Origin of the sequence: Rhodococcus sp. IEGM 1306 (assembly GCF_036541985.1) — a bacterium.
GTDB lineage: Bacteria > Actinomycetota > Actinomycetes > Mycobacteriales > Mycobacteriaceae > Rhodococcus_F > Rhodococcus_F qingshengii.
Window position 1 is genome coordinate 387,303 of record NZ_JAZHFF010000007.1, and the last position, 18,233, is coordinate 405,535.

The window sequence follows — 18,233 nt, forward strand, 5'->3', positions numbered from 1 at the left end:
GGAAGCACTCGAAGACGCCTTGGCGACAGCTGCAGTTCAGCCGCCTTGACTCAGTTCGCTGAAGATCAGGTTGGTCTGGGTATTGGCGATGGCCGGATCGTTGAGGTGCGCGCTGACGAAATCGCGAAGCCGAGTGGGGGATTCACACGACACGTGTACCAGGAGATCACGGTCCCCACTCATCAGGAACACTCGCTGAACGGAATCCAATCCGCTCAGGTGCTCGGCAATTTCCGTCATCCGGCTCCTGGCGTGGGAGTGAATCAGAATCGACACCATCGCCGAGATCTCGAGGCCGAGTAGCTCGAGGTCTATGTCTGCGTGAAACCCCTTGATGACGCCCGATTCGCGTAGCGCACGCATCCGCGCCAGAGCGGTCGACGGCGCTATCCCGACCTTCTCGGCGAGTGCATTGTTGGGGATGCGTGCATCCCGGACGAGTTCGCGGAGAATCGCTGTATCGACGTCGTCGAGCCGAACATGATTCGGCCGAGCTGCGGCAGCTGCCCGTTCGATCGCATTTATCATCCGATTTCTCCCTGCCGTCGCGAAAATATTCAGCATCTATTGACCGCGCCCGTCGATGATCCTAGCTTTTGCCAAACACATCGAATTATCAAACGGTCGAGATCGACACAGTCGACTGTTGCGACGAAGGGGTCTGGATGCTTCCGAGGATCGGCCGACACGCGGGCGACGGACACACGGGCGACTGGAGGGCGCGGTTGATCGACATCAGCCCGCCGATCTCCGAATCGACGCCCGTGTGGCCAGGCGATACCGCCTTCACCCGCGCTGTCACGTCCGACCTCGGCGGCAGTGACGCCGTCACCATCAACCGAATCACCACCACTCCGCATATCGGTGCTCACGCCGATGCGCCGGCGCACACTCGCATCGACGGCGCGACCATTGGTTCCGTTCCCCTCGATCCCTATCTCGGCGAAGCACTGGTGGTCGACATGACGGGGGTCGACGGTGCCGCCTGCATCAGGCCCGTCGAAGAGACGGTGGAGCGACTCGGCGGACATCTGCCGCAGCGGCTGATTCTGAGGACGTACCCGAAGTACCCGCGCGAGTGGGACAACGACTTCGCCGGTGTATCTCCGGAGCTGACCCACTGGTTCGCCGACCGCGGTGGAGTTCTGATCGGAATCGACGGCGCCTCGTTCGATCCGATGGACAGCAAGACCATGGACGGGCACCACGCGGCAAGCGATCGTAGCGTCGCGATCCTCGAAGGACTTTGCCTCGACGACGTCGACGAAGGCTACTACGAGTTGATCGCACTGCCGCTGAAGTTCCTCGACCTCGATGCCAGCCCGGTACGGGCCGTGCTCCGGACTCTGCCTTCATCACCCTCAACGCCGACACATGCAGGAGAAGAATCGTCATGACATCGACAACCACACTTTCGTTGGAAGACTGCGTCAAGGCCGACGCAGTGGATCCCCTGAGGGAGTTCCGCCGCGAGTTCGCGATTCCGGAGGGCGTTCTCTACTTCGACGGAAACTCGCTCGGCGCGCGTCCCATTGCCGCGCAGGAATGCGCCGCGAGAGTGATCGGCGACGAGTGGGGCAACGGCTTGGTTCGCAGTTGGAACGAGGCTGGATGGTTCGACCTCCCGGTCCGCCTCGGTGACAAACTTGCCCCGTTGCTGGGAGCAGGTGAAGGCGAAGTGGTAGTAACGGATTCGACGTCGATCAACCTGTTCAAGGCATTGGCCTCCGCGCTGTCCATCGCGGCTGCACAGGATCCCAGCCGGAAGGTGATCGTCTCCGAGCGAGACAATTTCCCCACTGACCTCTACATTGCGGAGGGCATCATCTCGCTGCTCGATCAGGGATACGAACTACGCCTGATCGACCAACCGGGCGACGTCACCGAAGCAGTAGGACCGGACACCGCCGTAGTGATGTTGTCGCACGTCAACTACCGCACCGGAAACCTGTATGCGATGACGGAAGTCACTGCAGCAGTGCAGGAACGTGGCGCCCTCATAATCTGGGATCTCGCACACTCGGCCGGCGCCGTCACTGTCGATCTGAGCGGAGCCGACGCCGACTTCGCGGTCGGGTGTACGTACAAGTACCTCAATGGCGGTCCGGGTTCACCTGCATTCATCTGGGTCAACCGTCGCCATCAGAACACCGGAATCCAGCCGCTGTCCGGGTGGTGGGGGCACGCGCGACCGTTCGCGATGGAGTCGGCCTACGAACCGGGCGCAGGAATACGACGGTTTCTGAGTGGTACTCAACCCATCACGTCGTTGTCTCTCGTCGAATGTGGTCTCGACATCATGCTCAAAGCTGACATGGCCGACATCCGCAGCAAGTCGCTCGCGCTGGCCGATCTCTTCATCAGCCTCGTCGAGGAGCGTTGCGCTGCCTACGGTTTGGAGTTGATCACGCCGCGCGAGCACGAGCGTCGTGGCTCGCACGTGAGTTTTGTTCATCCCGAGGGCTATTCCATCATGAAGGCTCTCATCGCGCGGGGCGTCATCGGCGACTACCGCGAACCAGGAGTGCTGAGGTTCGGTATCACTCCGCTCTATCTCGGATACGCCGACGTGTGGAACGCCGTCGACGTGTTGCGAGACATCCTCGAGAACAAGTCCTGGGATCGCCCCGAATTCCGCGAGCGCGACGCAGTCACCTGATTCTTCCAAGTTTCCGCGGACCGGGAGGTACCGCCTTTCGCAAGGAGCTTTCATGAGTGATTTCAAAAACATTCAGCAGCGAGAATCAGGTCTCAAACGCGAACTCGGCCCCAAGCAGATGAGCATGATCGCGCTCGGCGGTGCAATCGGCACCGGACTCTTCCTCGGCAGTAAGTTCGCCATCGGCTTTGCCGGCCCGAGCGTCATCATCAGTTACGCGATCGGCGGGTTGATCGCCCTCCTGCTGATGGGTGCCCTCGCCGAAATGACTGTTGCACATGCGACATCAGGTTCGTTCGGTGCGTACGCAGAATTCTACGTCGGACCGTTGATCGGCTTCCTCGTTCGCTATCTCTACTGGTCATGCATCGTCCTCGCGGTCGGGACCGAGGTCACCGCGATCGGTGAATACATGCAGTTCTGGTTCGCCGACGTACCGTCGTGGCTGTGGATCGTGTTGTTCTCCGGAGTGCTGATCGGCGTGAACATGTTCAACGTCAAGGCCTTCGGAACGATGGAGTACTGGTTCTCGACGATCAAGGTCTTCGCGATCGTGGCGTTCATCGTGATGGCAGCGTACGTCGTGTTCGGTAGCGGAAACCCGGACTACGGATTCCACAATTACACGGCCGGTGGCGGATTCTTCCCGAATGGTTTGTCCGGCATGTGGTTTGCCGTGATCGTATCGATCTTCAGCTACTTGAGCATCGAGATGATCGCCATTGCGGCCGGTGAGGCGGAAAACCCGGCAGTGGCGGTGAAGAAGGCATTCCGTGTGACGATCGTCCGACTGTTCGTCTTCTACATCGCAACGCTTGCCTTGATTCTGGCAATCGCTCCGATGGACAAGATATTGAGCGGCGGAAGCCCTTTCGTCACGGTGATGCAGGTCGTGAAGATTCCGGGCGCAGACAGCGTGCTGAACTTCGTGGTGATCATTGCCGCGCTGTCCGCGATGAACAGTCAGCTGTACGTGTCTTCGCGAATGATGTTCTCGCTCTCCCGTGCTGGTGACGCGCCGGCCATTCTCGGCAAGGTCAGGGCCAACGGCTCACCGGTCAATGCCTTGCTGCTGTCGACGTCGGGTATCGCCGTCGCAACCATCGTCTACGTTCTCTTTCCCGAGCAGGCATTCACCTTGATGATCTCGCTGTCGATGTTCGGGGCAATGGCGACGTGGCTGCTGATCTTCGTGACGCACTGGTTCTTTCGCAAGCGGATGGCGAGCGAAGGACGGACACTCTCCTTCACGATTCCGTTCTTCCCGGTGGGGACGATACTGGGAGGTGTCCTCATGGTCGCGATCCTCGTCACGACGTTGTGGGTCGAGGATTTCAAGATGACCTTGGTGTTCGGAGTACCGTTTGTCCTCGCCGTGATCGGCATCTACTACTTCACCCGCTCACGTCGGGCACAGAGTCGAGCGGTGACGGCTGAGCAGGTTCAGGACGAGATCACCGGCACGGTGGTCAAGTGGGTGCCCTGACTCGCGCTGGCAATCAAAGGGTTTCGTTGAAGAACTCCATAGTGCGGGTCCAGGCGAGGGCAGCAGAATCCGGGGCGTAGTGGCTGGTCGAAGTGTCGTTGTTGAACGCGTGGCCGGCGTCGGAATAACGGTACACCCGGGCGAGATCGGACGCGGTTGCGCGCAATTGCTCGACGCTCTCCGGCGGGATACTGGGATCGAGGTCGCCGTAGTGACCGAGCCACGGGACCTGCAGTTGCGCTGCAAGTTCGGTGCCTGCGGCAATCCCATCCCATCGGGCTTCTGCAACGCCGCCACCGTAGTACGTGACAGCGGAATCGACGAGGGGTACGGCGGCACACCACAGGGATGCGGTGCCGCCCATGCAGAATCCGAGGGAGCCGACTTTCTCTGCTCCCTCGGATCGGCTGTAGTCGACGGCGGCACGTACGTCGTGGCCGATGCTTGTGCCGTCGAGTGCCATGAGCGCATCCTTCGCGGACGGGAAGTCGGTGAAGGAGGTCTGTGCGCCGCGGTGGTAGAGATGCGGGGCGACGGCAAGGTAGCCGGCATCGGCGAGGCGTTCGAGGATGCTCTCGATGTGTTGGTTCACGCCCCACGCTTCTTGGAGAACTACTACCGCATGTCTCGGTTCACTCGGCGAATCCGGTCGGCTGACGGTCAGCGGTACATCACGTGTGGTCGTCGTGAAAGTTCCCATGTCCCGACTGTATGCGAGCCCAGCCTGTAGGTGCACGGTCGAACTAGACTCGTCAAATGTTGAGTTCCGCCGTTCCGCCGATCAGCTTGGGCAGTTGGCCGACGCCCGTCGAACCTCTGGCGCGTTGCGCGCAGGCACTCGGATTGGGGCCGGAAGATCTGTGGATCAAACGTGACGACGTCACTGGCCTGGGCGGCGGCGGCAACAAGATCCGAAAGCTGCAGTACACCTGCGCTCAGGCTTTGGCCGTCGGCGCGACGACTCTGATCACTACCGGTGCGCCGCAAAGCAATCACGCTCGCTTGACTGCGTCGGCAGCAGCCCGTTTGGGATTGCGTTGTGTGCTGGTGCTCGGTGGTGCCGAGCCGGAATCCGCGCAGGGAAATCTCGTTCTGGATGCACTCGCGGGCGCTGAGATCGTCTGGGCCGGTGGGGACACGGCATCCGCGCTCGACGCCGCGGTGCAGGCCGTCGCGGACTCGGGCGGTGTACCTTTTGTCATTCCCTTCGGTGGTACCAGCGCGGTGGCTGCGCAGGGATACGTGGACTGCGCACGCGAGATCGAACAGCAACTCGCCGGCGTCGATCGCGTCGTGGTTGCACTCGGATCGGGTGGAACGATGGCAGGCCTTGTCGCGCATCTGGGCGTCGACAGAGTTGTGGGCGTCGACGTCGGGGCTGTTGCCGACCCGGTGTCGACTGTCGCTGGGTTGTTGGACGAGATGCCTGGTCCGGCTATGCGAGCCGCAGATCTTCAGATCCTGCGAAACCAAGTTGGACAAGGATATTCGACGCTCACGGAAGCATCAGCCGGCGCGATTCGATTATTGGCTCGTACGGAGGGCATCTTCCTCGACCCGACGTACACCGGCCGAGCCTTTGCGGGATTGATCCAACTCGTGAAGGACGAAGCCATCACGGCGGGATCAAAAACGGTCTTCCTGCACACCGGTGGGTTGCCTGGCCTGTTCGGACATCCCGAACTGTCGACGCTGCGGTGAGCGAGCAGATCGACTACCCGCTCAGCAGTCCGCTCGACGAACTGTCCGAGTGGCAACGCGTCGTTCGACCGCTGCGCGTCAGTGCCGACGGGTACTTGCGGTTGGCGACCAATCGGCTGGCCGTCGATTCCGACTACACGTGGGAGATGCACCGCCACAGCGATCACGAATTGCTGTGGGCGATCGACGGTGTTCTCGAGGTCCGTACTCCGGAGACTGTGTACACGGTGCCGAGCGGAGTCAGTCTGTGGATCCCGTCCTTTGTTCCCCACGAGGTGACAGCGCGCAGCGGCACAGAATTGTCGTGCACGTGGTTGGTGGCATCCGATGTGACCGGGTTGGATCGTGTGGTGGCCTTGTCCACCCCTCCACTGCTCGAACAAGTACTCGATCACCTCACCCGAGACGACCTGACCGACGCGGCGCGTCGGCGAGCCGAGGCGTTTGCCATCGATCTCGTCGAACCCGTTCCACGACTGATTTTCGATGTACCGCTGCCGACGACGCCGTGGCTTCGGCAGATCGCAGATCAGTTGGTCGCCAGCCCGGCCGACACCCGATCGGTCGAGGAGTGGGCCACCGACGCGAAGGTCAGTACGAGGACACTCACACGAAGGTTTCCGGCCGAGACCGGATTGACCTTCTCGGAATGGCGTATGCGATTGCGGGCTCATCACGCGATGCAACTTCTGGCACTCGGTCGAAGCATCTCGTTTGTGGCGCGGAAGACGGGTTTTCGTTCCGAAAGCGCGTTCGGTGCGGCTTTTCGTCGAACGATGGGCGTGACACCGGGGGAGTTTGCAAGCCTGATCGATCATCCGCGCGCGCCAATGACCGATTGGCTACAGGACTAGTCCGAACAGCGACTCTAAGCGCCTCGATCGGACTTGTGCCGTGCCGCAGAATGAACTTAGGGTTGGCTAAACAATCACCCTGTAGGAGTTCTGCGTGCGCGCAATTCGATCATTTTCTTTCGGTTCCAGAGTCATCGCAGCGGCGGCGGTTGCCGTCGTAGGTGCGATGGTGGTGACCGGCTGTTCCTCGTCGTCGGCCGACTCCGAGCAGACGGACGTCCGGACCGTCGCGTCGGCGTACGGGGACATCGAGGTGCCGGTTTCACCTGAGCGCGTCGTCGCCGCGTCGTACGACACTCCTTGGCAGCTCATGTCTCTCGGAGTGAAACCGGCTGCTGTGCAGGACTACGGCAAGTGGATCAGTGAATTCACGCCGGAGCAGCAGGCCTTCGTCGACGGGCTCCCGACCATCGGGCCTTTCGGGGAAATGAACTTCGAAGCGATCGCTGCGGCGGATCCCGACATCATTGTCGGCGACGCCGACGAGGTGGACCAAGCGGCGTTCGACCGTCTGTCCGGCATTGCACCCACCGTCATCGTCAAGGGAGAGAGCCGAGGCGACTGGAAGAAGATCACCACCGAGCTTGCTGAGGCAATTGGCAAGACCGACGTGCTCGAGTCGACGCGGACTGCTTACGAAGAGAATCTCGAACGTGTCCGTGGCGAGTACGCCGACGTGATCGCGACCAACAAGTGGATTCACATTTCACTCGGAGACGCGCCCGGCGCTTTCTCGGTTCAGCAGCCCACCGGTGCGATCGGCAATTTGGTGGTCAACGAACTCGGATTGGCGTACGGGCCCGGTGTTCCGACCAATTACACCGATGCCGGATACGCGTCCTATCCGATGGAGCAGTTGGCCGACATCCTGAACGGCGTGACGGTCGTGCTGTATCCGCTGAACGCGGACGGGTCGACCAGTGCGGCGGTTCAGGCGGTCCTCGACGACAACCTCTTCACGAGGCTGCCGGCGGCGCAGGCCGGGCACGTCTTCGGATTGCAGTCGAGCGTCACAGACTTCGTGACCGCGAACGGTTGGCTGAACGAAGTGAAAACGAAGGTGTTTGCAACGCTCTGACGCTTGCTCACCTTTTCACTGCGTGCCCGCAACTGACCAGTTGAGGGCGCGCAGTCTTTTTGGTCGCCACTACGAGCGGAAATCCTGTCCTCTGCTTATGATTTCTGTCACTGCCGGTTACCGTTACTTCGACGAGGGCGACGCGGTTCGACCTTGCCTTGGCAGGGATCATCGATCCTCGGCGACGTGCGGAGGTGGTCGCCATCCCCGCAGATCCGTGGGGTATTTTGTCCGTATCTACTGTCGGGGTGAGCAGTGATGTGCGGGGGAGTTTTTGGTGAGTACAAGCGCTCGTGCCGTCTTTCGAGCAGGGCGCTCTGGATTTCGGGACCATACCCGTCCGGACATTAGTTCTGGTTTGCTGAGCGTGAACGGTGCGTGGGGCGAATCGTTCGAGGGGACGAAAGGCGAGATCGGCGAATGACAGCGACTTCCGACGCACGGCGTACCGAATCGAACGCTGTCCAGAACACCGACTCGCCGTCCGGCGAAAATCCGCGCTGGCGCGACCGCAAGAGGTACCTGTGGCCGCTCGGATTGCTGATTCCACTCAGCCCGTTCATCTCCTGGTTTCTCGTCGACAACCTTCGTCTCGGATTGTTCTGGGCGACCGGCGCGTGGCTACTGGTCATCGTCATCCCGATCATCGACATGCTGGCCGGTGAAGACGGCGAAAGTCCGCCGGACGATGCGATCCCACGACTGCAGAAGGACCGCTACTACCGCTGGTGCACTTACGCGTTCCTCCCCTTGCAATACGCCGGTCTGGTCTTCGCCTGCTGGTGCTGGATCAACGCTCCGATGGGAATCGCGGAGAAGATCGCGATGTCGTTCACGGTGGGCGTCGTCGCCGGCGTCGGTATCAACGCGGCCCACGAGCTCGGCCACAAGAGCGAGAAGATCGAACAGTGGCTCGCGAAAGTGGCGCTTGCGCAATCTCTCTACGGGCACTTCTACGTGGAACACAATTTCGGCCACCATGTGCGTGTAGCTACTCCGCAGGACCCGGCCAGCTCACGGTTCGGTGAGAGCTTCTGGAGGTTCTTGCCACGAAGTGTGTTCGGCGGGCTGCGTTCGGCATGGCGCATCGAGAGCGCTCGACTCCAGAGGAAAGGCAAACGAACCTGGAGCTTCGAGAACAATATTCTCAACGCTTGGGCGATGAGTGTTGTCCTCTTCGCGACGCTGATCGGTATCTTCGGTTGGGAGGTCGCGCCCTGGCTCCTGCTGCAGGCAGTTGCCGGATTCACCTTCCTCGAAGCCGCGAACTACCTCGAGCATTACGGCCTGCTGCGTGGCAAGCGTGCCGACGGCTCGTACGTTCGCTGCAGCCCCGCTGACAGTTGGAACAGCGATCACGTCGTGAGCAATCTGTTTCTCTACCAACTGCAGCGGCACAGCGATCACCACGCCAACCCGAAGCTGCGGTACCAAAGTCTGCGTAGCGCGGCCGAAGCGCCGCAACTTCCGGCCGGCTACGCAGTGATGATCGTGATCGCGTGGATTCCACCGCTGTGGCGCCGGGTGATGGATCAGAGATTGTTGGACTACTACGACGGCGACACAGAACGAATCAACGTCGGCTGATCCGCATCCCTCTCTGAACTGTTCGGAGTTGCCGTCTCAGCGACCGTCGTCCCACACGGTGTTGCCGCTTGCAGTCGTCGACGGGTAGTCCTGGACGGCGTCCCAATGCTCGACGATTTTGCCGTTCTCGTCGAATCGGAAGATGTCCATCGAGCCGCTGCCGGCCGTTCCCTCACCGGACGAAGCGAAGGTCTGAACAAAGACGAAGTCGCCCTCGGCTACCGTCCGTGGAAACTTGGTGGCCTTGTCTTCGGTAACGGGTTCGATCCCGGCCAGTGCGGTGACAAATGCGTCCTTGCCGTCAGCGAACGAGGGGTTGTGCTGCGTGTAGGTCGGACCGACCAGCTGGTCGGCAGCCTCGGCGGCTTTGCCTTCGTTGAAGGCGAGCTGCAGGAACGTCAACGCGTTGGCCGTGTTGCGCTCCAAGACTTCTGACGACTTGGACGGCGACGAGGTGGGTCCGTCGAACATTGTGTTCGGATTCGCGGACGTTTCCGGCACGTCTTGAATGGCATCCCAGTGTTCGACGATCTTGCCGTTGTCGACGCGGAAGATGTCGAATACCGCCTGGCCGCGGTCGCCGGGTGCAGACGTGGTGTGGGACTGGAGGGCAACCAGATCGCCCTCGGCGAAAACGCGAGTGATCTCGGCATGCAATCCGGGTGTGGCCTCGACGTAACCGCCTATGCCGCTGACAAATCCGGCTGCCCCATCGGCGGCGGTGGGGTTGTGCTGGATGTAGACGTCGCCAAGGTACCGGTCGGCGGCTTGCTGAACCTGACGGCCGTTGAACGCCAGTTCGTAGAAGTCCGTGACGACGGTCTTGTTGGATTCGAGTTGATCGCCCTGTTCGGCAACAACGCTCGTGGACGTCGTAGAACTGCTGGGCGTTGCGGATTCCGCGTCGTTGGAGCACGCGGTGAGCAGGAGTGCGGCGGCAGCGGGAACAGTCATCCAGGCTGCGCGCCTACGAAGGTTGCTCATATTCAGTGTGCGACGGTGAAACGCTGGCGACGGTGGGCCGGAGTCTCGATCTCGTCGACAAAAGCGTGTGCGTAGTCTTCGCCCGCGATGGCGGAGTTGCCCTCGGCGTCCGTCAGGAGAATGTCGCCACCCAACTGGAACGATCCCTTCGGGGCGACGCCGGCATGGGCACCGAACGCAGCGGCCGGGCTCACGTAGAACCAGTCGACATTGCTGTCGGTCGCGCGGAGCGCATCGAGGACGTCGGCGTGAGCGAGTGCCTCACCCTTGTATGCGTCCGGGAAGTCGGGGGTGTCGACGACGCGTGGCCCACCCTCGGAGACCAACAGGCTGCCGGCGCCACCGACTACGGCAATGCGAGCACCGTTGCGTGCGGCGGCATCTGCGAGGGGAGTGACGGCGTCGAGCAGGCGCTTGCCGTCGATCTCGCGAGCGGGGATGGCAACGACAACGACGTCGTTGTCTGCCGTGATCTGCTCCACGATCGTGTTGTCGTGAACAGAACCCTGCACGACATTCGTGTCGGTTCCGGACTGCGCGCTGCGAGCGACGACGGTTACCTCGTGGCCGCGTGAAGCGGCTTCTTTCGCGATTGCGCTTCCTGCAAAACCGTTTCCACCGAATACTGCGATCTTCGACATGGGGTGTGCCTTTCCTTGATGTCGTCGTTGTGCTTGTAGTAGTAAATTTATTCACCCCGAGGTGCATTGTCTCGGTCAGATGCGGGCATTCCTTGGTGAAAAACAGACATCATGATGACGATGGGCCGACTGCTTCGGGTCGACGTTGCGAACCGTAGGGTTGGTACATGACTCTCACCGCCGACAACAATGCAGGTCCAGTGGCAATCGAGCGCTCGGACGTCGAAGCTGCGCGGACTCGTATCGCGGGACTGGCGCGGCGTACTCCGATCTTTCGCACTGCGCTACCGACGCCACAGGGTGAGGTACCGGTTCTGTTCAAGCTCGAGTACCTCCAGCACGGCGGTTCCTTCAAAGTGCGCGGCAGTCTCAATGCAGTGGAACGAGCGGTCGCCGACGGCACCATGCCCGATGCCGGCGTGGTGATCGCGTCTGGCGGCAACGCTGCAATCGGGGCCGCGTGGGCAGCGCGGCGACGAGGACTCACCTGCACAGTGGTGGTGCCGGAGACAGCGCCTGATGCCAAGGTGAAGGCTCTCGGAGAGTTGGGTGCAACCGTTCACAAGGTAGGCGACCGGTATGCACTCGCTGCTGCCGCTGCGGCGGACATCGCACGCACCAGCGGTGCGCTCGAACTGCATGCCTACGACCTGCCCGACATCGTCAGTGGGGCCGGCACCATCGCTCTCGAGCTCGAAGACGACGCATCCGGACCGATCACGTATTGCGTTGCAGTCGGCGGCGGCGGATTGGTCTCTGGAATCGTCGCGGCGGCTCGTCCCGAAGATCACGTGGTAGCCGTCGAGCCGACCGGAGCTGCCACCTTGCACACCTCGCTCGATGCGGGGCGTCCGGTGGATATCGAAGTAAACAGTATCGCCGGAGACTCGTTGGGGGCTACACGAATTGGTGCCATCGCCTGGGAGACACTGCATGAGAGTTCGGTAGACAGTGTTGTGGTCGAAGATGATTCGATCCGACAGGCGCGGGCATTCCTGTGGCGGGAGTTCCGGATTCTGGTGGAGTTGGGAACCGCAGCAGCATTGGCTCCGGTTCTGAACGGAACGGTGTCGCCGCCGTCCGACGGTGAACTGTGCGTGGTTTTATGCGGAGCCAACACACATCCGACCGACCTGTAATTTCAGCGTATTTGTTTGCCTGCGTGTGAGAAAGTCGCAGGTGGGTACCTCTCGCAGTATGAGTACCAGCAGCATTATCTGGATAATTGTTGCCGTGGTCGTGGTGATAGCGATCGTGGCCGCACTCCTGTGGGTGGCGCGAAACAGGCGTGACGAGCGTCGTCACATCGAGGCAGAACAGATCCGCGAAGACGTCGCAGACAAGTCACTGCAAGTAGGCGAGCGCGAGGCGCGGGCAGAAGAGACAGCAGCCAAAGCGCGCATGGTGCAGGCAGAGGCCGACGCCAAAGCGGCGGAAGCGTCTGCGCTGCAACATCATGCAGCGCAGCATCGGAAAGAGGCGACGAGTTCTCGCGAGGAACTGAACCAGCAACGAGATCATGCAGACACGATCGACCCCAAGGTTCCCAACCCCGAAGAACCGCGGTCGACGCCGGATCAGAACCCTCGAAACCCTTGATCTCGAAACACTTGATGCAGGCGTTCGAGGGAAGCGTCTGCCCGTATATGGTTCGACGATCATGATGAATAAAGAATCGTCACCGCACGACCAGAAGAGCGTCGCGTCCACGGCGGCTGACGTCGCACAGAACAATGTCTTCGAGCGCTTTGCCCGTGCCGGATTCGTCGTCAGCGGTGTGGTTCATCTGCTGATCGGATATATCGCGATCCGCCTTGCTCTCGGTGGATCCGGGTCTGCGGACCAATCGGGTGCGATGGCCGAGTTGGCAGGAAAGCCAGGGGGTGTCTTCGCTCTGTGGGTCGGCGTCGTGGCCTTCCTTGCCATGGCGTTGTGGAGATTGGCCGAAGCTGCGTTGGGAAGCTCGTCGTCGCCGTCCTCTGACGACAAGAAGAAAGAGTTCTTCAACCGCGCAAAGGCTCTGGGCATTTCGCTCGTCTATTTCGGTTTTGCTTTCACTGCATTCGGATTCGCCCGCGGTAGCGGGAAGTCCAGCAGCGGTCAGAGTGCGGGGATCACGGCGCGTTTGATGGAGAACACGCTTGGAACTATCGCATTGGTGATCGGCGGGATCGCGATCATCGCCGTTGGTGTGTACCACGTGTACAAGGGCGCGAGCCAGAACTTCCTCGATGATCTGAAAGGCACACCCAGCAACTTCGTGCGCCGACTCGGAACCGTCGGGTACGTCGCCAAGGGCTTGGCCATCGCTGCAGTCGGCATTCTGGTTCTTCTTGCGGTCAACAGTTCCGAACCCGGCAAGTCCTCCGGACTCGACGGAGCGTTCAAGACGCTGGGCGCGCAGCCGTACGGAGTGGCGCTGCTGATCCTTGCCGGATTGGGCATCATCACCTACGGGCTCTACTGCTTCGTGATGGCGCGCTCGACGAAGATGTAGCGCCTGTAGGCAAGTGGGCCTATCCGAATGACCCGGTCTGGAAGCCGACGTCGCTGCCCGACGAACTTCCCGTCGAGCTACCGAATATGGGTCGTCTCGGAACCAGATCATGCATCAGGTTCACGGCTGCAGGGTCGATCATCGCCGCATTTCCACCGTTCGCCAGAATCGTGATCGACCAGCCGCTGTCGGGAACCAGCAGGGTGATGCAGTTGGATCCCGAGCTGTCTCCGTTTTTCTTGGCGAACCGTTGTGGGAAGTTCGGCGTCGGGGGTTGGAGCTGCCACGCCATTCCCATTCCGAATGCAGGATTCTCCGGAGCTTGCGTGTCGATCTGCTCGAGCATCGAGGTCAGGACTGGTTTGAGCGGGTTGTTTCCGTAGCCGAGAGTTGTTGCAGCCCAAATCGACATGTCCTCGGCGGTGCTGACCAGCCCACCCCCTCCTGCGATCGCACCCGTGTTGTTCCACAGAGGCGCTCGTGTGCCGTCGAGGTGGTACGGAACGGCAAGGTCGGTTGCTTTGGTCTCGATCACGGTACCCATCATCCCGAGCGGGTCGGTGATTTCGCGGGCGACTGCCGCCGCGAATGGTGGCTTCTCTTGTCCCGGAATGATTTTGTCGGCCATGAATGTGCCGAGCAGTCCGAACCCGAAGTCCGAGTACAGCCAGTGGCTACCGGGGGCGAACTCCAAGGCGCCGGCGTCTTGGAGTCCTTTCCAGAGCATATTTCTGGTGTACTTCGCCTTCTCGTCCGTGCACGATCGTGTGGGATCGGCACACCCCGCCGAAAGATTGGGCGGGTCGTCGCTCAGGCCGGAACGGTGGGTGACCAGTTGGCGAAGCGTGATCTCCTCGCCGCCGATGCCTTTCGGCAGCGGGTTGCCATCCGAATACTTGCTCGCCAGGTCGTCCAATCCGACTTCTCCCCGAGAGATCAGTTTCGCCAGTAGTGCAGCGGTGAAGGTCTTGGTCTCCGAGGCGATCTCGAATTGCGTTCGTGGAGTGACTCTCACGCCGTTTTCGACGTCGGCCTGGCCGTAGTGGTACGTAGTGGTGACACTCGCCTTGCGGTTCTTCTCATCCGGTTTGACGATAGCGAAGGCAAGGCCGGGAACGCCGCTGTTCAGCAGTGTCTCTGCGACGCGTTGCACCGCTTGGGCTTCAGCAGGATCGCCGACCCGCGAACCTGGATTGGGTGCCGTGGGGCCGGCGGCGCCGGCGGTCGAGGAGGTCGCGAGGGTTATGACCGCGGTTGCCGCCAGCCCTGCAACGCTGATGAACTGTCGTCGTGACGTCCGGGCGGACCCTCGATCCTGGTTATCCATTGTTTGCACATTACAACCAAAGTCGACTGGTTTGACTGTTTTGTCGGAATTGCCAAGGTGTGGTCCTTAGGCGATGGTTTCGCTAGATCACGCCGCCGTTGACGTAGATGACCTGGCCATTGACCCAACGAGCTGGGCCGGCGAGAAATGCGACAGCCTCCGCGATGTCCATCGGTGTGCCGAGGCGTTCCAGGGGAGCCAGCTTGGACAGGTTCTCCACTGTAGCTTCGTCTTTCCCGTCAAGGAACAGATCGGTGGCCGTGGGGCCTGGGGCTACGGCGTTGACCGTGATATCGCGTCCCCGTAGCTCTTTCGCGAGAACCAGAGTGATCGCGTCGACAGCACCTTTGGTGGCGGCGTACGCGGCATAAGTCGGAAAAGCCAGCTTCTTCACGGAGGTGGAGAAATTGATGATCGCACCACCGCGCCGGACACGTCTGGCTGCCTGCTGGTCGACCACGAAGGTCCCTCGGACGTTGGTCCGATGCATCCGATCGAAATCGTCGAAGTTCAGTTCTGCGACGGTGGAGAGAATCATGATTCCGGCTGCATGGACGACGACGTCGATGCCCCCGAACTCCTCCTCGACCGTATCGAACAGTGTGGCGACTTCACCTTCGTCGGCGACGTCCGCATGCACCGCTATGGCGCGACCGCCCGCAGCGACGATGGCGTCAGCTGTTTCCTGGGCGCGTTGAATGTTTCCTGAATAGTGCACGGCGACAGCCATTCCGTCGGCGGCGAGCTTCTCGGCAGTCGCTCGCCCGATGCCGCCGGAAGCTCCGGTGACGATGGCGACGCGGGTGGTGGTGTCAGTCATGATGTAACTCCTGAACTGGTTTCAGTTGCATCGGACAGCTTGCGAAGCCACTCTCGTAGTAGGCCGACTTCGTTGGCGGAGAGAGAAGTTGAATCTGCGGCGGCCAGTTGGGCGTCGAGAGTAGATGCAACCCTGTTGAGTGAGGTTTCCGGGTGGGCGTCGGATTCGTCGATGATGGACGCGAAGATTCCGTCGCGAACTCGCTGTGACAGCGTCGGATCGGGGTACTGTTCCGGCCTGACGACGAGCATCAGAGCGACGCCCGCATTGGCGGACATCACCATCTGCGTAGCCACGTCGACCGATACGGTCAGAACACCTGCCGCAGCGCATCGTTCGAGAACGGATCGAAGTAGCGCCTGGGCCTGCAGAGCGGTGTCGGCGCTCTGGGCGGAAGGTGAGTGCATCAAGCGGTAGTGAGCGGGATGCGCGAGCGCGAAGGCGGTGTGCGCATCCCAGCCGGCCCGCAGATCGGCAACGGGGTCATCGGAAGGTGTCGCAGCCCGTTTGCCTTCGAGGTATTCGAAGAAGCCCGCCTCGACGACGGCTGCGAGCAGTCCGTCCTTGTCGCCGAACTGACGGTAGAGCGCGGGGGCGCCGACGCCGGCCATCTCGCACACGGCGCGGGTGGATATGTCGCCGTTGGGGGAGGTGTTCAGCAGCTCGGTTGCCGCGGCCAGAATCTTTGCTCTCGAGCTCATAAAAACAACGCTAACACAACTATGTAATCGTTGCTATCGCCGGTTTGGTCGTGCGAACGAACTACAGACACAGGCGCCAGAACTTGATCAGATGAGTGAGCCGGTCCGGCCACGGTTCTGTGTGGAGTGACGGCTAGAGCCGTTCTGTTCTCACACTCTGAACGAAGGAATCCTGGTGATCGACTCGGAAACTACTGTTGCGCAGAATAATTCGCATTTCGGTTATCTGGGGTGGATTCTGCGGGTCATCAGTGTCGTGGCGTGCGTTGCGGTTGCAACGGTCGTTGTCTCGCTGACGCTCGGGCCGCCATTCGCGCGGGCCTGGGCACAGTGGGTTGCTCGTCATCTAGGTGGGGACTTCGAGACGGGAGTCGTTGTCGGATTTGTGACTGGGCTTCTAGGCGCCGCTGTGACTTTGTTTGCAGCGCTGATGAGTTCGTTGGCGTGGCGGCGTCGCGGTGGCCCGGCATTGTCGCTTGGTGTCGGTGCCATTGCCATGCTTGCCGTTATTCCTGGCGCAGTGAATTTGAGTATCGCGGTCGGTGCAGCAGGATCCGGTGTGAGGGCGGCGGGGAGGATCCTCGACGTCGACGGGCCGGCGTTTCGTGGAGCCTGGATAGCCGGATCTGTGGCGGGGCTGTTGCTGTATATGGCCGCGGCGCTGCTGTTAGGGAGGAGCCTTCGTTCGACGTTCGGGCCTGTCAGGCAGGTGGCGGCACCGCTCCCTGGGGTGGTCGGCTACACCGCCGATGGCCGACCCGTTTTTGCACAAGTGGGCTTCACATCGGACGGGATTCCGGTACTCGCAGATCAACTTGAAGCGCGTTATCCAGCGCGACCAGCGGTCGGCACGAATGCCTTGGCCATCGTCGCACTTGTACTTGGAATCTTCGGTGGAGTTCTTGCTATTCCAGTGGGCCATGTGTCGTTGAACCAGATTCGCCGTTCCGGCGAAAGTGGGCGAGGATTGGCAGTGGCCGGACTCGTTCTCGGTTATCTGTCGCTGGTCGTCGTCGTAGGTGTCGTATTCGTGGCTGTGTCCGCGGCCTATCGATAATTTGGGTCGCGCGTCAGAGTTGGGTGGGCTGGAGTGGCTCGATGTCGAAGGTGCGAGGTCCGAACAGGCCCATAGCCCGGGTGCGAATGGACGGTACTGCTTCGTGGATGCTCCCGCCGAGGCGGTGGAGAGAGTTGAACCAGCGTGATTCCCAAACCGGAAACTCTCCGTCGGTGTCGCGTGATGCTGTGTCCCACAGGAGGGCGTCACCGTTTTCGCTCCATCCGAAAACCTGCAGCGAGTCGGGGAGTGACCAATCGCCGTCGGGTTCGATCATCCAATCGAACTCGTCATCCTGTCCTTCTCTGTAGACCGAATGAAGATGGGCGGTGAGGTTGCGGGCGCGCCCTTGCCAGCCGTCGGCAAATCCGGGAAGGACGGGCGGATAGATGAGCCAGAGTCCGAAGGTCCGCGCCCAACCTGCGTGCCTGATGAATGCGCGATATGAATCGGGGAAGCCCTGCCGGTCGGGAAATCGATAGGAATCCATAAGGGCAAAATCGATATGCGCGAGCGTCGGTCGGCCGTCTACCGTCAGCGCGTTGGTTCCCTGTGCAAACACACCCTCAACGCTAGCAATAGGGGATACCGTGCCGCCCTTTCCGGTTATCGAAGCACGCCGGAATGGGTCACCGAGGCGTTTGCTCGGTGACCTCCGGGTTCAGAGTCGTGTGGTGGAGCGGCGGGGTTTCCGGTCGGGGTCGATGCCCGGTGGTGGGATGAACCAGGGCAGGTGATCGGTGCCCATTCGGATTTCCCATTTGCCGGTGAATCCGGGTTTTCGGTGCATCAGGGTGTGGTGGGTTCGGCAGAGCAGGACCAGGTTGTCCATGACGGTTGG

19 protein-coding genes and 1 pseudogene are annotated in these 18,233 nt (G+C 61.1%); 11 read left to right on the plus strand and 9 right to left on the minus strand.

From position 1 onward, the window contains the following. Nucleotides 1-36: 36 nt before the first annotated feature. Entirely contained in the window at nt 37-528 is a 492-nt protein-coding gene (locus V3587_RS21935; protein WP_007730865.1) for an Lrp/AsnC family transcriptional regulator, read from the minus strand. A gap of 137 nt (nt 529-665) precedes the next feature. Between V3587_RS21935 and kynB the strand changes: the two genes are divergently transcribed. From kynB to V3587_RS21950, 3 genes are read left to right on the plus strand one after another with little or no spacing between them, the layout of a single operon-like run. Beyond that, a complete protein-coding gene (gene kynB / locus V3587_RS21940) occupies nt 666-1,397 on the plus strand; it encodes an arylformamidase (RefSeq protein ID WP_116057772.1) in 732 nt (243 codons plus the stop codon). Next, the gene (gene kynU, locus V3587_RS21945) at nt 1,394-2,659 is read left to right on the plus strand and encodes a kynureninase (protein WP_283377162.1); all 1,266 of its coding nucleotides are present in this window, start codon (nt 1,394-1,396) and stop codon (nt 2,657-2,659) included. The genes kynB and kynU overlap by 4 nt, the downstream gene beginning before the upstream one ends. 52 nt (nt 2,660-2,711) lie before the next feature. Continuing rightward, the gene (locus tag V3587_RS21950) at nt 2,712-4,145 is read left to right on the plus strand and encodes an amino acid permease (protein WP_283377163.1); all 1,434 of its coding nucleotides are present in this window, start codon (nt 2,712-2,714) and stop codon (nt 4,143-4,145) included. Between the two features lie 13 nt (nt 4,146-4,158). On the opposite strand, the gene V3587_RS21955 is transcribed toward V3587_RS21950, so the two are convergent. Next, nucleotides 4,159-4,845, minus strand: a complete 687-nt coding sequence (locus tag V3587_RS21955; protein WP_050655980.1) for a dienelactone hydrolase family protein — start codon at nt 4,843-4,845, stop codon at nt 4,159-4,161. Between the two features lie 56 nt (nt 4,846-4,901). Here V3587_RS21955 and V3587_RS21960 point away from each other — a divergent pair, with 56 nt between their 5' ends. The 4 genes from V3587_RS21960 to V3587_RS21975 all read left to right on the plus strand — a co-directional run bounded on the left by V3587_RS21960 (nt 4,902) and on the right by V3587_RS21975 (nt 9,365). Beyond that, complete coding sequence (locus V3587_RS21960; RefSeq protein WP_050655981.1) at nt 4,902-5,846, plus strand: D-cysteine desulfhydrase family protein; 945 nt, start codon at nt 4,902-4,904, stop codon at nt 5,844-5,846. Further along, nucleotides 5,843-6,700: a helix-turn-helix transcriptional regulator gene (locus tag V3587_RS21965; RefSeq protein WP_050655982.1), complete on the plus strand. Its 858-nt coding sequence runs from the start codon at nt 5,843-5,845 to the stop codon at nt 6,698-6,700. The genes V3587_RS21960 and V3587_RS21965 overlap by 4 nt, the downstream gene beginning before the upstream one ends. A 94-nt stretch (nt 6,701-6,794) precedes the next feature. After that, the gene (locus V3587_RS21970) at nt 6,795-7,778 is read left to right on the plus strand and encodes an ABC transporter substrate-binding protein (RefSeq protein ID WP_030536016.1); all 984 of its coding nucleotides are present in this window, start codon (nt 6,795-6,797) and stop codon (nt 7,776-7,778) included. A 420-nt stretch (nt 7,779-8,198) separates the two neighbouring features. Continuing rightward, complete coding sequence (locus V3587_RS21975; protein WP_030536015.1) at nt 8,199-9,365, plus strand: alkane 1-monooxygenase; 1,167 nt, start codon at nt 8,199-8,201, stop codon at nt 9,363-9,365. A 36-nt stretch (nt 9,366-9,401) separates the two neighbouring features. On the opposite strand, the gene V3587_RS21980 is transcribed toward V3587_RS21975, so the two are convergent. Both V3587_RS21980 and V3587_RS21985 read right to left on the minus strand, forming a co-directional pair. After that, the gene (locus tag V3587_RS21980) at nt 9,402-10,319 is read right to left on the minus strand and encodes a nuclear transport factor 2 family protein (protein ID WP_225320166.1); all 918 of its coding nucleotides are present in this window, start codon (nt 10,317-10,319) and stop codon (nt 9,402-9,404) included. A 32-nt stretch (nt 10,320-10,351) separates the two neighbouring features. Next, the gene (locus tag V3587_RS21985; protein ID WP_030536013.1) at nt 10,352-10,990 is read right to left on the minus strand and encodes an NAD(P)-dependent oxidoreductase; all 639 of its coding nucleotides are present in this window, start codon (nt 10,988-10,990) and stop codon (nt 10,352-10,354) included. A gap of 167 nt (nt 10,991-11,157) precedes the next feature. Between V3587_RS21985 and V3587_RS21990 the strand changes: the two genes are divergently transcribed. The 3 genes from V3587_RS21990 to V3587_RS22000 all read left to right on the plus strand — a co-directional run bounded on the left by V3587_RS21990 (nt 11,158) and on the right by V3587_RS22000 (nt 13,487). Next, nucleotides 11,158-12,129: a serine/threonine dehydratase gene (locus V3587_RS21990; protein ID WP_037126245.1), complete on the plus strand. Its 972-nt coding sequence runs from the start codon at nt 11,158-11,160 to the stop codon at nt 12,127-12,129. Between the two features lie 58 nt (nt 12,130-12,187). Continuing rightward, nucleotides 12,188-12,589 (plus strand): hypothetical protein, encoded by a 402-nt coding sequence (locus V3587_RS21995; RefSeq protein ID WP_020971062.1) that lies wholly within the window; start codon nt 12,188-12,190, stop codon nt 12,587-12,589. Nucleotides 12,590-12,650: 61 nt separating this feature from the next. Continuing rightward, entirely contained in the window at nt 12,651-13,487 is an 837-nt protein-coding gene (locus tag V3587_RS22000) for a DUF1206 domain-containing protein (protein WP_003943056.1), read from the plus strand. A gap of 19 nt (nt 13,488-13,506) precedes the next feature. Here V3587_RS22000 and V3587_RS22005 read toward each other — a convergent pair whose 3' ends face one another. From V3587_RS22005 to V3587_RS22015, 3 genes are all read right to left on the minus strand, one after another. Beyond that, the gene (locus tag V3587_RS22005) at nt 13,507-14,814 is read right to left on the minus strand and encodes a serine hydrolase domain-containing protein (RefSeq protein ID WP_218747855.1); all 1,308 of its coding nucleotides are present in this window, start codon (nt 14,812-14,814) and stop codon (nt 13,507-13,509) included. An 82-nt stretch (nt 14,815-14,896) separates the two neighbouring features. Continuing rightward, on the minus strand, nt 14,897-15,634 hold the full coding sequence (locus V3587_RS22010; RefSeq protein ID WP_050655985.1) for an SDR family oxidoreductase: 738 nt from the start codon (nt 15,632-15,634) through the stop codon (nt 14,897-14,899). Continuing rightward, nucleotides 15,631-16,335, minus strand: a complete 705-nt coding sequence (locus tag V3587_RS22015; RefSeq protein ID WP_065351514.1) for a TetR/AcrR family transcriptional regulator — start codon at nt 16,333-16,335, stop codon at nt 15,631-15,633. Before V3587_RS22015 ends, V3587_RS22010 begins: the two co-directional genes overlap by 4 nt. Nucleotides 16,336-16,510: 175 nt before the next feature. Here V3587_RS22015 and V3587_RS22020 point away from each other — a divergent pair, with 175 nt between their 5' ends. Then, entirely contained in the window at nt 16,511-17,392 is an 882-nt protein-coding gene (locus tag V3587_RS22020) for a DUF4190 domain-containing protein (protein ID WP_047269436.1), read from the plus strand. 13 nt (nt 17,393-17,405) lie between these two features. Here V3587_RS22020 and V3587_RS22025 read toward each other — a convergent pair whose 3' ends face one another. Next, nucleotides 17,406-17,954, minus strand: a complete 549-nt coding sequence (locus tag V3587_RS22025) for a hypothetical protein (RefSeq protein WP_283377164.1) — start codon at nt 17,952-17,954, stop codon at nt 17,406-17,408. A 99-nt stretch (nt 17,955-18,053) separates the two neighbouring features. Then, nucleotides 18,054-18,233, minus strand: a pseudogene (locus tag V3587_RS22030) (HNH endonuclease); the annotation flags it as partial.

Coding starts and splice junctions, on each gene's coding strand:
- V3587_RS21990 (WP_037126245.1), top strand. CDS start 11,158: ATGACTCTCACCGCCGACAACAATGCAGGTCCAGTGGCAATCGAGCGC.
- V3587_RS21935 (WP_007730865.1), bottom strand. CDS start 528: ATGATAAATGCGATCGAACGGGCAGCTGCCGCAGCTCGGCCGAATCAT.
- V3587_RS22010 (WP_050655985.1), bottom strand. CDS start 15,634: ATGACTGACACCACCACCCGCGTCGCCATCGTCACCGGAGCTTCCGGC.
- kynB (WP_116057772.1), top strand. CDS start 666: ATGCTTCCGAGGATCGGCCGACACGCGGGCGACGGACACACGGGCGAC.
- V3587_RS21960 (WP_050655981.1), top strand. CDS start 4,902: ATGTTGAGTTCCGCCGTTCCGCCGATCAGCTTGGGCAGTTGGCCGACG.
- kynU (WP_283377162.1), top strand. CDS start 1,394: ATGACATCGACAACCACACTTTCGTTGGAAGACTGCGTCAAGGCCGAC.
- V3587_RS22005 (WP_218747855.1), bottom strand. CDS start 14,814: ATGGATAACCAGGATCGAGGGTCCGCCCGGACGTCACGACGACAGTTC.
- V3587_RS21975 (WP_030536015.1), top strand. CDS start 8,199: ATGACAGCGACTTCCGACGCACGGCGTACCGAATCGAACGCTGTCCAG.
- V3587_RS21955 (WP_050655980.1), bottom strand. CDS start 4,845: ATGGGAACTTTCACGACGACCACACGTGATGTACCGCTGACCGTCAGC.
- V3587_RS21980 (WP_225320166.1), bottom strand. CDS start 10,319: ATGACTGTTCCCGCTGCCGCCGCACTCCTGCTCACCGCGTGCTCCAAC.
- V3587_RS22015 (WP_065351514.1), bottom strand. CDS start 16,335: ATGAGCTCGAGAGCAAAGATTCTGGCCGCGGCAACCGAGCTGCTGAAC.
- V3587_RS21950 (WP_283377163.1), top strand. CDS start 2,712: ATGAGTGATTTCAAAAACATTCAGCAGCGAGAATCAGGTCTCAAACGC.
- V3587_RS21995 (WP_020971062.1), top strand. CDS start 12,188: ATGAGTACCAGCAGCATTATCTGGATAATTGTTGCCGTGGTCGTGGTG.
- V3587_RS21985 (WP_030536013.1), bottom strand. CDS start 10,990: ATGTCGAAGATCGCAGTATTCGGTGGAAACGGTTTTGCAGGAAGCGCA.
- V3587_RS22000 (WP_003943056.1), top strand. CDS start 12,651: ATGATGAATAAAGAATCGTCACCGCACGACCAGAAGAGCGTCGCGTCC.